Source organism: Sphingomonas sp. GlSt437 (assembly GCF_048015635.2).
Lineage (GTDB): Bacteria > Pseudomonadota > Alphaproteobacteria > Sphingomonadales > Sphingomonadaceae > Sphingomonas.
Window position 1 is genome coordinate 183,604 of sequence record NZ_JBPGYA010000001.1, and the last position, 11,528, is coordinate 195,131.

13 protein-coding genes are annotated in these 11,528 nt (G+C 66.1%); 4 read left to right on the forward strand and 9 right to left on the reverse strand.

Going from position 1 to position 11,528, the window contains the following annotated elements:
- Positions 1 to 12: 12 nt before the first annotated feature.
- Positions 13 to 1,029, reverse strand: coding sequence for a YncE family protein (locus tag ACLB0R_RS00895; protein WP_416641325.1), 1,017 nt, complete (start codon positions 1,027 to 1,029; stop codon positions 13 to 15).
- Between the two features lie 123 nt (positions 1,030 to 1,152).
- Positions 1,153 to 2,232 carry a serine hydrolase domain-containing protein gene (locus ACLB0R_RS00900; RefSeq protein WP_416641327.1) on the reverse strand — a complete coding sequence of 360 codons (1,080 nt, stop codon included), beginning with the start codon at positions 2,230 to 2,232 and terminating at the stop codon, positions 1,153 to 1,155.
- 24 nt (positions 2,233 to 2,256) lie between these two features.
- On the opposite strand from ACLB0R_RS00900, the gene ACLB0R_RS00905 reads away from it, so the two are divergent.
- Positions 2,257 to 2,580, forward strand: a complete 324-nt coding sequence (locus tag ACLB0R_RS00905) for a hypothetical protein (protein ID WP_416641329.1) — start codon at positions 2,257 to 2,259, stop codon at positions 2,578 to 2,580.
- 6 nt (positions 2,581 to 2,586) lie between these two features.
- Here the strand turns inward: ACLB0R_RS00905 and ACLB0R_RS00910 are convergent, their stop codons facing one another.
- The 5 genes from ACLB0R_RS00910 to ACLB0R_RS00930 form a co-directional block, all read right to left on the reverse strand.
- On the reverse strand, positions 2,587 to 3,051 hold the full coding sequence (locus tag ACLB0R_RS00910; RefSeq protein ID WP_416641330.1) for a DUF1348 family protein: 465 nt from the start codon (positions 3,049 to 3,051) through the stop codon (positions 2,587 to 2,589).
- Positions 3,048 to 3,656, reverse strand: coding sequence for a pyridoxamine 5'-phosphate oxidase family protein (locus ACLB0R_RS00915; protein ID WP_416641332.1), 609 nt, complete (start codon positions 3,654 to 3,656; stop codon positions 3,048 to 3,050). The genes ACLB0R_RS00910 and ACLB0R_RS00915 overlap by 4 nt, the downstream gene beginning before the upstream one ends.
- A 97-nt stretch (positions 3,657 to 3,753) precedes the next feature.
- Positions 3,754 to 4,389 carry an FMN-dependent NADH-azoreductase gene (locus tag ACLB0R_RS00920; RefSeq protein WP_416641334.1) on the reverse strand — a complete coding sequence of 212 codons (636 nt, stop codon included), beginning with the start codon at positions 4,387 to 4,389 and terminating at the stop codon, positions 3,754 to 3,756.
- Between the two features lie 104 nt (positions 4,390 to 4,493).
- A complete protein-coding gene (locus ACLB0R_RS00925) occupies positions 4,494 to 4,955 on the reverse strand; it encodes a DUF4437 domain-containing protein (protein WP_416641336.1) in 462 nt (153 codons plus the stop codon).
- 127 nt (positions 4,956 to 5,082) lie between these two features.
- Positions 5,083 to 5,646 (reverse strand): carboxymuconolactone decarboxylase family protein, encoded by a 564-nt coding sequence (locus ACLB0R_RS00930; protein WP_416641337.1) that lies wholly within the window; start codon positions 5,644 to 5,646, stop codon positions 5,083 to 5,085.
- A gap of 126 nt (positions 5,647 to 5,772) precedes the next feature.
- On the opposite strand from ACLB0R_RS00930, the gene ACLB0R_RS00935 reads away from it, so the two are divergent.
- Together ACLB0R_RS00935 and ACLB0R_RS00940 are read left to right on the forward strand one after the other, a co-directional pair.
- Entirely contained in the window at positions 5,773 to 6,717 is a 945-nt protein-coding gene (locus ACLB0R_RS00935; protein ID WP_416641339.1) for a LysR family transcriptional regulator, read from the forward strand.
- 72 nt (positions 6,718 to 6,789) lie between these two features.
- Positions 6,790 to 7,251 carry a DUF2721 domain-containing protein gene (locus ACLB0R_RS00940; RefSeq protein WP_416641341.1) on the forward strand — a complete coding sequence of 154 codons (462 nt, stop codon included), beginning with the start codon at positions 6,790 to 6,792 and terminating at the stop codon, positions 7,249 to 7,251.
- Between the two features lie 43 nt (positions 7,252 to 7,294).
- Here ACLB0R_RS00940 and ACLB0R_RS00945 read toward each other — a convergent pair whose 3' ends face one another.
- Together ACLB0R_RS00945 and ACLB0R_RS00950 are read right to left on the reverse strand one after the other, a co-directional pair.
- Positions 7,295 to 8,842 (reverse strand): amidase, encoded by a 1,548-nt coding sequence (locus ACLB0R_RS00945; protein ID WP_434953673.1) that lies wholly within the window; start codon positions 8,840 to 8,842, stop codon positions 7,295 to 7,297.
- Positions 8,843 to 9,522: 680 nt separating this feature from the next.
- A complete protein-coding gene (locus tag ACLB0R_RS00950) occupies positions 9,523 to 10,041 on the reverse strand; it encodes a hypothetical protein (RefSeq protein WP_416641344.1) in 519 nt (172 codons plus the stop codon).
- Between the two features lie 129 nt (positions 10,042 to 10,170).
- Here ACLB0R_RS00950 and ACLB0R_RS00955 point away from each other — a divergent pair, with 129 nt between their 5' ends.
- Positions 10,171 to 11,436 (forward strand): MFS transporter, encoded by a 1,266-nt coding sequence (locus ACLB0R_RS00955; protein WP_416641345.1) that lies wholly within the window; start codon positions 10,171 to 10,173, stop codon positions 11,434 to 11,436.
- The last annotated feature ends 92 nt before the right edge of the window (positions 11,437 to 11,528 follow it).

Sequence of the window (11,528 nt, forward strand, 5' to 3'; positions counted from 1 at the left end):
CGTTACGCTCGCTCACGGCGCGCTGACCGCGAGCACGCGGAAGCTGCCCGCCACCGGCTGCGGACGACCGCCAGCGGCCGGCGCGGGGCCGAAATCGGCGGTCGGCAGATAGACGGTGCCATCGGTCGGGTCGAGCGCGCCGGTGCGCGCGCCCTTGGCGGTGGCGACGGTGTCGATCACCTTGGCGCCGCCGCGCGCATCGAGATCGATCACCACCAGCGTGCCGTCGCGTCCGCACGGAATGAACGCCTTGCGCCGCGCCGCATCGAGGATCACCGCATCAGGCCCCTGGCCGATATCGAGCAGGCGGATGAGCTTGCCTGCCTTGGCATCGACCAACGCCGCCTTGCTATTGCCGCAGGCGCTGATCACGACCGACGTCTTGGCATCATAAGCCAGCCCGCTCGGCCCGGTGCAGCCGGTCAGCGCGATCGTGGCGCCGACCGTGCCGGTCGCGAGATCGGCGGTCTCGATCTCGTTCTTGTCCTCGTTGTTCACGTAAAGCGTGCTCTTGCCGACGAGCGCGGCATATTCGAGCCCCGGCGCCAGCGTGATCGTGCGCGCGACCTGACGATGCGCGACATCGATCACCGAGACGGTGCCCGCCCTGGCATTCATCGTCGCGGCGAGACCCGAGGCGGCATCGTAGAGCGCTGCGTCAGGATTGCCGCCCACCGCGATCTTGGCGACTTCCGCGCCGCTATCGGTATCGAGCAAACGCACGCTGTCATCGCGGCCACTGGTCACGAGCAGCAATTTCTGCCCGTCGATCGGCACCACCGCATGGCCGCGCATGATCGCGCCGATCGCGCGCACCGCATCGCCATGCGCCAGATCGACCTCGGTCACGTCGGTGCCGCGCGCGATGTAGAGCTTGCGCGTTGCGCCATCGACGCGGGCATAATCCCAGCCGCCATCGGGCACCTTGATCGTGCGCGTGACGTGATAACCGGGCGCGCCACCCGCGATGGCGGGCGCGACGGCGGCGGTGGCGGCAAGAGCAACGGCAAGGCGGATGGCGCGACTCATATCGGTCTTCTCCGGGCGAAAATGGCGCGTCGGCCTTGCCTCATCACCCGCCGCGACGCGAGCCCGCAAAACAACGCTGATGAAAATTCCTGGTTCCGGGCGCGCAACCAAGCGGACGGCGGGCTAATGCGCCGCCGCGTCGCGCGGGAAGTGGTTGAGCGCGTCGGCGATCACCCGGCCATTGACCTTCGCCGAGATATCCTCGCGCGTATTCCCCAAACGCACCACGACGACGCCGCGGCCATGGCCATTGTCATGGCTGGTGACGACATGCTGGCCGAGATGCCCTTCCGCGCTCGCCACGCTGGTCGAAGCGCCCGGGTATCTCTGCCCCTCGCCCGGCACCGGATTGTTCACCCACAACTGCCCACCGTAGCCGGCATAAGTCGGCGCCGGCGTCTTCATGAAGGCCAGCCAGTCGGGCGAAACGATCTGCGTCTTGCCGTCCGGGCTCTTGCCGTCGAGCAGCACCATGCCGAACCGACCCCAATCGGGCAGCGACATATAGATGATCGATCCGCCGATCTGCGTGCCCGCGCCATCAAAATCGAGCACCGCGCTGGTGATGCCGGCGGGGCGGAACAGCCGCTCTTCGGCGAAGGCCCGATAGGCTTGCGCCCGCACGCGCGGGTCATGGCTTGTCGTCAGCTGCCGCGTCACGATCTCGGCGAGCAGCAGCGAGGTGAGCGAGCTGTATTTCCACAAGCTCCCCGGCTTCACCTCGAGCGGCTTGGCGATCTCGCGCGCCGCCATGTCGTTGGTGCCGCCGACGAACAGGATCTGGTTGGTGTCGGAATTCTCGATCGGCTCGCCGACTTCGACATGCTGCAGGCCCGAACTCATGTTCATCATTTGCCTGAGCGTGATCGCGGCGCGTGGATCACCCGGCCTGGCGTGCCATTCGGCGATCGGCGCCGGGTCATCGAGCTTCAGCTTGCCATCGGCGACCAACGCACCGACCAGAAAGCCCGTCACCGTCTTCGCCATCGACCAGCTGATGAAGCGATTGCCGTCCGAATAGCCGGGCTGATAGCGCTTGGCGACAACCTGGCCGTCGTCGAGGATCAACACGCCGCGCGTATCACCCTGATCGGCCGCGAAAAACGGATCGGTCAGCGGGTCGCGCAGCGCCGGCGTATCGGCGGTGGCGGCAGCGCTCAGCATCAAGCCGGCGGCGGCGAACAGAAGTCTTCCCTTCCCCATTTGCCCAGCCTATCCTCCCGCCCCATGAATGCAAGTCGCCGTTGGGCGCTGGGGGCGCTCGTCATCATCATCGCGGCCGGGATCGCCGGCTTCGCTTATGTCCGCGCGCTGACGCCCAAGCTCACGCTCGGCGTCGGCTATGCCGCACGCGTCGGCTGCGGCTGCCGCTTCATCGGCAATCGCCCGCTGGCCAGCTGCTATCATGATTTCGAGCCGGGCATGGAGCCGATCCGGCTGAGCGAGAATGTCGGCGAGAAATCGGTGACCGCTTATGTGCCGCTGATCGCCAGCCGCACCGCCAAGCTCGACCCGGTGCTCGGCTGCCAGCCCGATCCGCTCAAGCAGTAAGCCGCCTCACAGCCCGAGGTCGCTGAGCCCCGGATGATCATCGGGCCGCCGCCCGAGCGGCCAGTGGAATTTGCGATCGGCCTCGGCAATGGGGTGCTCATTGATGCTGGCGATGCGGCGCTCCATCAGGCCATCGGCATCGAACTGCCAATTCTCATTGCCATAAGCGCGGAACCAGGTGCCGCTGTCATCGCGATATTCATAAGCGAAGCGCACCGCGATGCGGTTGCCGGCATGCGTCCACACCTCCTTGATCAGCCGATAATCGAGCTCGCGCGCCCATTTGCGGGTCAGGAACGCCTCGATCTGGTCCCGGCCGGTGATGAACTCCGCGCGATTCCGCCATTGGCTGTCAGTCGTGTAGGCAGGCGCGACGCGCGCCGGATCGCGGCTGTTCCACGCATCCTCGGCCAGCCGCGCCTTTTCGGCCGCGGTCGCGTCGGTGAAGGGCGGCAGCGGCGGGCGGCTCATGCGTCGGTTCCTTTCAGGCGCGCGATCTCGGCGTTCAGCCGGTCGATTTCGGCATCGCGCTCGGCGAGCGCGCCCGCAACCTGATCGGCGTCGAATTTCTGCGGGATATGCTGCGGGCAATTGATGTCCCACGCCTCGATGTCGAACAGCAGGGCCGCTTCGGGCTTGGCGCGATAATCGCCGGGCATCAGCGCGTCGATCAGCGCGGGATCGTCAGTGAAGCGCGCCGTGCCCCAGATCTTGATCCGTGCGCGCCGAGCATAATCCATCAGGAAAAGGAACGCCTTGGGGTTATCGATCAGGTTGCCGGTCGAGACATATTGGCGATTGCCGGTGTAATCCGCAAAGCCGAGCGTATGCTCGCCGACCGGGCGGATGAAGCCGCGCGGGCCGCCGCGATGCTGGATATAGGGCTGGCCATCGGCGGTCGCGGTGCCGAGATAGGCCGAGTTGGCCTCGGCCAGCATGGCGATCAGCCGCTCGTCGATCGCGGTGCGGAAACCACCGGATGCTTCCATCCGGGCATAAATGTCGCGCGATCCGCGCGCGGTCTGAATCGCCTTGACGGTCGGCGTGAAAGCGATGTCGCTGCTTAGGGCAAGCATGGGTCGATCTCTTTCCTACGGCTGGAGGCAGCAGCCCCCAAGGGTTCAAATGCAAGGGGCTGCGACCGGCATAGGGTCGATCACAGCCCTTGGAGGATCAGCGCGGGCGCACCGCCGCAGCGCGCGCTTCAGCCTTGCAGGCATCAAGCGCAGCGGCGGCATCAATCTCGCTCAGCATCTTGTACTTTTCATACCAGATCGTCGTTACGTCTTCGATCCCGGCGAAGTTGAGGAAATCGGTCCAGTGTGTGGAGGCATAGTCGACGCCGAACGCTTTGCTCGCGCCTTCATGCCAGATGCCCGCCGAGTAGATCGCGGTCGCGCGCTTGCCCTTGAGCAGCGGGATATAGCCTTGAGCGGGATCGAAGCCGAACATCAGACCCGGCTGCGATAAGATGTCGGCATATTGCTTCAGCTTGTACGGCACGCCGAAATTCCACATCGGGATGGCGAACAGATACTCATCGAAGCTGTTAAAGTGATTGAAGATTTCCTTGATTCGCTCCCAGGCGGCGGCGACATCGCCAGCAAGCTCGCCCTCGCCGAAATGCGCCATCTTGGCGATCGCGCCTTCAGCAGCATATTCGGGCAGCCCGGCGTTGAAGACGTCCAACTCCTCCACCGTACCGGTCGGATGGGCACCCTGCCACGCCGTGACAAACTCGCGCGCAATCTGGTTGGTTTTCGATGCCTCGCCGCGCGGTGAGGATTTGACAAACAGAAGCTTGGACATTGGAAGTCTCCTGATGATGGGGGAGCTCCCCGGATGACTTGGGGACAAGGCGACCGGGGAGCTCGACGGACCGCAAGTACGTCCGTCGCGGGGAAACAATCGGCTTACTTAACCGGCACGTAGTCGAACTTGCCGGGCTGGACGATGAAGAACAGACAGTCTTCCTTCGACAGGCACTGCGTGACGTGCGCCTCTTCGCCCTTCTGGAACCAGTAGGAGCCGGGCTTGAGCGGGATGATCTTGCCGCCGGGCAGCTGATTGGCGCCGACGCCCTTGATCACCACCCCGAAATAATCCTCGGTATGGGTGTGGACGGCGCTCACAAAGCCCGCCGGCATGTGGATGAAGGTGCCGTGGCGGCCATGCTGCAAGTCGCCATAAGCGGGGCCGGCCTGAAGCTCGCCCTTTTCAGCCTTCACGCCCGTGGCGAAGAACTTGATCTGGTCGGCCGGGATGCTGACCGACGGGCCTTCATGGGCGGGATGCGCGCTGTCTTGCGCGAAAGCGAGGCTCGATCCGCCGATCGCGAGAGCGAGGGCAGCGGCGATGATGGTCTTACGGTTCATGTCAATTCTCCTTGGTTGGGTTGGGTTGGGTTGGGTTGGGTTGGGTTGGGTTGGGATGAAAGGCGGGCGCCGGTGAGGGGGTAGGGAAGCCGGCGCCCGCCGGTGTCGTCGGGCCTGACGGGGGCGGTCAGGCAGCGCGACGGGTTTCCGAACGAGCTTCAACGACGGGGAAGTCGATCGGCGTCTGGAACACGGTGTTGAAGAAGTTGGTCCAGACATTCAGCGCGACGTGCTGGACGATCTCGATCGCCTGCGCATCGGTATAGCCGGCCGCTTTCACAGCGGCGACATCGGCATCGGTCACGCGGCCGCGCTCGCGCGCCACTTTGGCAGCGAAGCGGACGGCGACATCGGCCTTGGGGTCGTTCGACGCGCCGCTGCGGTTCGCCGTGATCTCGGCATCGTCGAGCTTGGCAAGGTTGCGACCGATATAGGTGTGCGCCGACAAGCAGTAATCGCAGCCATTCACTTCGGCGACGGCGAGCGCGATGCGCTCGCGGGTCGCGGCGGGCAGGCTGCCTTTGCCGAGCGCGCCGAACATGCCGAGATGGCCTTCGAGCGCTTGCGGGCTGACCGAGACGGCGCGGAACAGATTGGGGACCGAGCCGAGCTGCTTGGCAACGGCATCGAGCAGCGGGCGCGACGCTTCGGGCGCGTCGGCGATGGTGGCGGGGATGGCGAGACGGGACATGGTGCGGGTTCCTTCGGCCGGACCCGGGGGTTGGGGTTGGTCCGGCGAAGACAGAAATGGTCGATTTCGTTTTCCGCGAGTAGCCGCTAAGATCGGGAAGCTTACTTCCATTAATCGGAAGGATGGATGGACCGGTTCGAAGCGATACGCACGTTGCTGGCAGCGGTGGACGGCGGCAGCCTGTCTGCTGCTTCGCGCGCGCTCAACACGCCGCTCCCCACGGTCAGCCGGCGCGTGTCCGATCTCGAAGCGCATCTGGGCGCGCAATTGCTCGTCCGCACCAGCCGCAAGCTGATCCTCACCGAAGCGGGCGAAGCCTTTGTGGCGAGCGCGCGGCGGATCATCGACGAATTGGGCGAAGCCGAGCGCGCCGCATCGGGCGAATATCGCGAACCGCGCGGCGAGCTGCTCGTCACCGCACCCATTCTGTTCGGCCGGCTCCATGTCGCGCCGATCGTGCATGCGTTCCTCGCTGCGTACCCGCAAGTCACGGTGCGGCTGGTGCTGTCGGACGCGGTGATCGACATGGTCGAGGCGCATGTCGATGTCGCGGTGCGCGTCGGCCGCTTGCCCGACAGCGACCTGATCGCGCGCGCCGCTGGCCATATCCGCTGGATCCTGTGCGCCAGTCCCGATTATCTGGCGCGGCGCGGCGAACCCGCCACCCCCGAAGCGCTCGGCGACCATGACTGCATCGCGTTCGAAGGCCTGCAGACGCATCGCAGCTGGAGCATCGGCAGCGGCGCCGCCGCGCGCACTGTGCCCATCCAGCCGCGCCTGTCGGTCAACACCGCCGATGCCGTGATCGCCGCCGCCGTGGCCGGCTTGGGCGTCGCGCGCGTCTTGTCCTACCAAGCCGCCGCCGCGATCGAGCGCGGCGATGTCCGCCCGATCCTGACGCCCTGGGAAGGCGCGCCGATCCCGGTCAGCCTTGTCCACCAGTCGCAGCGCGCCGAGCCGCTGAAGCGCCGGGCGTTCCTCGACTTCGTACTGCCTCGATTGAGCCTCGCGCTGACCGCGATCGAGCGAGCCGTCGCGGTGGCGCCAAGCGCCTCGCCGGTCGATCGCTGAGCCTGTCCCGATCGCGCCGACCCGCCCGATTGATGCTTGTCACTGCCGGATCGAGGCGGCAGGAGAAGGCCCATGGCCTTTTCTCCCGCCGTCACCACCATCGCCCAGACGATCCAGCTCTCGCTGAGCCCGGTGTTCATGCTGGCGGGTATCGGCGCGGTGCTGAACGTGATTTCACAGCGGCTGGCCCGCGTCGTCGATCGCGCCCGCGCGCTGGAGGCGCTCCACCCGCGCTCGACCGGGCCCGAGCATGACCGCCATGTCTGGGAACTGCGCCTGCTCGATCAGCGCATGTCCGTCATCAATGCCGCCTTGGTGCTGTGCGTGACGAGCGCGGTCGCGACCTGCTGCGTCGTCGCGCTGCTGTTCATCGCCGAGCTCGTGCATCTGCGCATCGGCAACGTCGTCGCGGTGATTTTCGTGCTGGCGATGGCGATGCTGGTGGCCGGGTTGATCGCCTTCCTGATCGAAGTGCGCTTGTCGCTGCGCGCGACGCATGTGCGGGTAGAACTGCTCGAGAAAGAGCGGGCTTGAGGGCCCTAAAATCCTCCCCCATCGGGGGAGGATAAGGGGCGCCCTACTTCACAGCCCCCTCCTGCCCCGGGCCGACATCCGCCTGCGGCAGATAGCGCGGGGCCACGCGCGCCTTGCTGGCTTGCTCATAGACATAGCCCGCCTCGAGCAGCGCCTGCTCGGCATAAGCGGTGCCGATGAACGACAAGCCCATCGGCAGCCCCTTCACCAGCCCCATCGGCACGGTGAGGTTGGGATAGCCCGCGACTGCCGGCAGCTCGCTCGACGACGGGCCGCCGCCCTGATCGCCATAGACCGGCTCGGTCAGCCAAGCCGGGCCGGTGGTCGGCTCGACAAGGATCGCCGCATTGGCCTTGGCAAGCATCGCGTCGATGCCTTCCTTGCCCGCCAGCCGCTTCGACTTGGCCCGCGCGCCGAGATATTCGGCATCGTCGAGGCCGTTGGTCTTTTCCGCCGCGATGAAAGTTTCCTGGCCGAAGAAGGGCATTTCAGCGGCCTTGTTCGCTTCGTTGAACGCGATCGCATCGGCCAGCGTCCGCACCTTCACCGCCGGCGGCGTGGTGGCGAGATAGGTGTTGAGATCGGCCTTGAGCTCGGTCAGCAGCACGTGGAATTCGGCCTCGCCCAGCCCGTCGAGCTTGGGCCGCTCGACATCGACCAGCACCGCGCCTTGCGCCTTCAGTACGGCAAGCGCGGCATCGTAAAGCGCTGCCTGGTCAGGCCGCATTTCCGGGTGCAGCACCGCGATCCGCACCCCCTTCAGCGACGCGCCATCCAGGCTTGCCGCATAATCGCGGCGGTGGCGCGCGGCATCCTTGGTCGCCGGGTCAGCGGGATCGGCAGCGACCATCGCCGAGAACAGGATGGCGGCATCGCGCACGTTGCGCGCCATCGGCCCCGGCGTATCCTGCGAATGGCTGATCGGCACAACGTGCGTCCGGCTGACGAGACCGATGGTCGGCTTCAGCCCGACCAGACCGTTGATCGAGGAGGGGCACACGACCGAACCGTCGGTCTCCGTCCCCAGCCCCACCGCCGCGAAGCTCGCCGCGATCGCCGCGCCGGTGCCGCTGGACGAGCCACACGGCGTGCGATCGAGCGCATAGGGGTTCTTCACTTGCCCGCCGACCGCGCTCCACCCGCTGATCGAATTGCTCGAACGGATATTGGCCCATTCGCTCAAATTGGTCTTGCCGAGGATGACGGCGCCGGCCTTGCGCAGCTCCGCTACCACCGGCGCATCGCGGCCGGTGATGTTGTCCTTCAGCGCCAGGCTGCCCGCCGTCGTCGCGATCGGATCGCGCGTTTCGATATTGTCCTTGACCAGCACCGGCACGCCGTCGAGCGGCCCGAGCGGCTTGCCCGCCTTGCGCCGCGCATCCGCCGCGCGCGCCTGGGCGAGCGCATCGGGGTTGGTCGCGATCACTGACCGCAGCACCGGCCCCTGCCGATCCATCGCCGCGATGCGCGCGAGATAGGCCTGGGTGATCGCCTCGCTCGACGCCTCGCCCTTGGCCATCATCGCATGGAGATCGGCGATCGAGGCTTCCTCGACCTTGGGCGCGGATTGAGCGGCGAGCGGCGTCGACATAGCGAGCAGGACTAGAGCAGCAAGGCGGCGCATCGAATACCCCCAAAAGTGACGTCGCCCAACGTCTAGCGCGCTCGGGCCAGAACGAAAGCCCCGGCGATGGACGGTATGCGGCAAAAATGAAAAGAGGCTGCCGGGGGGTATCCCACCACCCCGGCAACCTCCTAACATGGTCAGCGGCCGGAAGCTCCAGCCCGGGAGACCATGCAGACCGCTAAGCCTGTGAACCCCGGCGTTGACTGGGAATGGATTTTCCCCGCCAAGGTTCGGCGGCAATTAGCGGCGCGTCCCCCGAACGAACTGAACCGACCCCATTGCTGAACCATGAGACATCGGATCACCTCCTTTCGCCAGTTGAAACACTGTGCCCGGCCTGGGCACGACGCGAATGTGAATCAGGCGAGTCGCAGATACAAGTCTTGAAATTATTTTTATTTGGTGCGAATCAACAGGTCTGCGCTTTTGAAACGGCGCACCCCCTAGATGTTGTGGTTGAGTGGCGCGAGTGGCTTTGGCGGGCGCGCTTCCGGCGCACACCCCTAAATCCTCCCCCATCAGGGGGAGGTGGCAGCGCGCAGCGCTGACGGAGGGGGTGGACGCCACCGCTAGTCGAGGAGCCCTCCCCCTCCGTCATGCTGCGCATGCCACCTCCCCCGCTGGGGGAGGATGGGGTTCGGCCCTCAAAGCCGCCGACAATCCTCGGTCACCCGCGCAAACTCAGCCCAGGCCGGCACAACCAACGTCGGCAATCCCGCCTCCTCCAGCACGAAGCGGCCGCGGCTGTAGATGATCGCGTCGAGCAGCGGATCGCCGGGGGAAAGCCCGACTGCCATATAGGCCGGCGTGCCGCCCGTCGGCTGCATCGGCAGCGCGCGCGTCGTCGAGCTGGTGCGCACCGTCATCGGCGGATTGCCCGCCGCCATGCCGCGCCGCGACAGGTACAGCGCCCGCGCCGCGCGATCGCAGCGCAGCGTGACCTCGGCATCATTCCCCGGCACCCCGAACAGCGCGATGCTGCCGCGCGCATCCTGCCGATAAACCCAGGTGCCCGGCGTCACCGGCCAATCGCGCCAGTCGCCGCCCAGCGGTGCCGCTGCCGCCGCGTTCCCCAGCGCCGCCTGCGCGCGCGCTGGTGCCAATGCTGCCATCAGGCTGGCAGCGATCAGCATGGCAAATCGGCGGCGGAGAGCGGCAGGCATCGCGCGCTTATGGGCAATGCCGCGCGACCGCTCAACCCCGCGCGGGGCGGACACGCGCAATATCAGGGCTTTCCAACGCCAGCCGATTGCGCGACGAGACGGGCCGAGAAAATAACGGGGGAAGACGGGATGCAGCGCAGGCGGTTGGTGTCGATCCTCGGCGGATCGGCGGGCAATCTGGTCGAATGGTACGACTTCTATGCCTATTCGGCGCTCGGCATCTATTTCGCCGGCAGCTTTTTTCCGAAAAGCGATCAGACGGTGCAATTGCTCAACACCGCCGCGATTTTCGCGTTCGGCTTTCTCATGCGCCCGGTCGGCGCGTGGATCATGGGCGTTTATGGTGATCGCCACGGCCGCAAGGCGGGCCTCGCGCTGTCGGTCGCGCTGATGTGCGCGGGCTCGCTGCTGATCGTGGTGGCGCCGACTTATAAGGCGGCCGGCTGGCTCTCACCCGCCTTGCTCGTCGTCGCGCGGCTGCTGCAGGGGCTGTCGGTCGGCGGCGAATATGGCGCGAGTGCGACCTATCTTTCCGAAATGGCGACGCGAACCAATCGCGGCTTCTGGGCGAGCCTGCAATATGTCACGCTGATCGGCGGCCAGCTCGCCGCGCTCGCGGTCACGCTGGCGCTGCAGGGCTGGCTCAGCGAGGCGCAGATGACCGCCTGGGGCTGGCGCATCGCCTTTGCGATCGGCGCGGCGCTGGCGCTCGGCGTCTATGTGCTGCGGCGCGGGCTCGCCGAGACCGAAGCATTCCGCAAGCTTGGGCAACGCGCCGGATCGAGCGCGCTCGGCCTGTGGCGCGCGTACCCCCGCGAATTTCTGATCGTGGCGGCAATCAGCGGCGGCGGGTCGTGCGCCTTCTATGCCTACACCACCTATCTCCAGAAATTCCTCGTCAACACCAGCGGCTTCGACAAGCAGGTCGCAACCGAAATCGCGACCGCTGCGCTGGTCGTATTCATGCTCGTCCAGCCGCTGTTCGGTGCGATATCGGACCGGGTGGGCAGGAAGCCGATGCTGCTCTTATTCGGCATTGGCGGGATGCTCGTGTCGGTGCCCGTCTTCACCGCGCTCGCCGCCACACACAGCGCCAGCGCCGCGCTCGCCATCGCGCTGGTGCCGCTGCTGCTACTGAGTGCCTACACCTCGATTTCGGGGCTGGTGAAAGCCGAGCTCTTCCCGCCCGAAGTGCGCACGCTCGGCGTCGCATTGCCTTATGCGGTGGGCAATACCCTGCTCGGCGGCACCACCGAATATGTCGCCTTGTGGTTCAAGAACGCCGGCGCCGAGAGCGGCTTCTACTGGTACGTGACCGCGATCATCGGCGTCGCGACGATCGGCTTCATGCTGCTGCCCGAGACCAAGCGAACGAGCCTGATCGCGGAGGATTAAAACCCCGTGCCCATTCCGTTAGAGGAGTTCGACGTAAACAATGCCCCGAACTGTCTAGGTCATGCCGGGGCATGGCCGACCTCGTGCTGATA

Coding starts and splice junctions, on each gene's coding strand:
- ACLB0R_RS00895 (WP_416641325.1), bottom strand. CDS start 1,029: ATGAGTCGCGCCATCCGCCTTGCCGTTGCTCTTGCCGCCACCGCCGCC.
- ACLB0R_RS00900 (WP_416641327.1), bottom strand. CDS start 2,232: ATGGGGAAGGGAAGACTTCTGTTCGCCGCCGCCGGCTTGATGCTGAGC.
- ACLB0R_RS00905 (WP_416641329.1), top strand. CDS start 2,257: ATGAATGCAAGTCGCCGTTGGGCGCTGGGGGCGCTCGTCATCATCATC.
- ACLB0R_RS00910 (WP_416641330.1), bottom strand. CDS start 3,051: ATGAGCCGCCCGCCGCTGCCGCCCTTCACCGACGCGACCGCGGCCGAA.
- ACLB0R_RS00915 (WP_416641332.1), bottom strand. CDS start 3,656: ATGCTTGCCCTAAGCAGCGACATCGCTTTCACGCCGACCGTCAAGGCG.
- ACLB0R_RS00920 (WP_416641334.1), bottom strand. CDS start 4,389: ATGTCCAAGCTTCTGTTTGTCAAATCCTCACCGCGCGGCGAGGCATCG.
- ACLB0R_RS00925 (WP_416641336.1), bottom strand. CDS start 4,955: ATGAACCGTAAGACCATCATCGCCGCTGCCCTCGCTCTCGCGATCGGC.
- ACLB0R_RS00930 (WP_416641337.1), bottom strand. CDS start 5,646: ATGTCCCGTCTCGCCATCCCCGCCACCATCGCCGACGCGCCCGAAGCG.
- ACLB0R_RS00935 (WP_416641339.1), top strand. CDS start 5,773: ATGGACCGGTTCGAAGCGATACGCACGTTGCTGGCAGCGGTGGACGGC.
- ACLB0R_RS00940 (WP_416641341.1), top strand. CDS start 6,790: ATGGCCTTTTCTCCCGCCGTCACCACCATCGCCCAGACGATCCAGCTC.
- ACLB0R_RS00945 (WP_434953673.1), bottom strand. CDS start 8,842: ATGTCGACGCCGCTCGCCGCTCAATCCGCGCCCAAGGTCGAGGAAGCC.
- ACLB0R_RS00950 (WP_416641344.1), bottom strand. CDS start 10,041: ATGCCTGCCGCTCTCCGCCGCCGATTTGCCATGCTGATCGCTGCCAGC.
- ACLB0R_RS00955 (WP_416641345.1), top strand. CDS start 10,171: ATGCAGCGCAGGCGGTTGGTGTCGATCCTCGGCGGATCGGCGGGCAAT.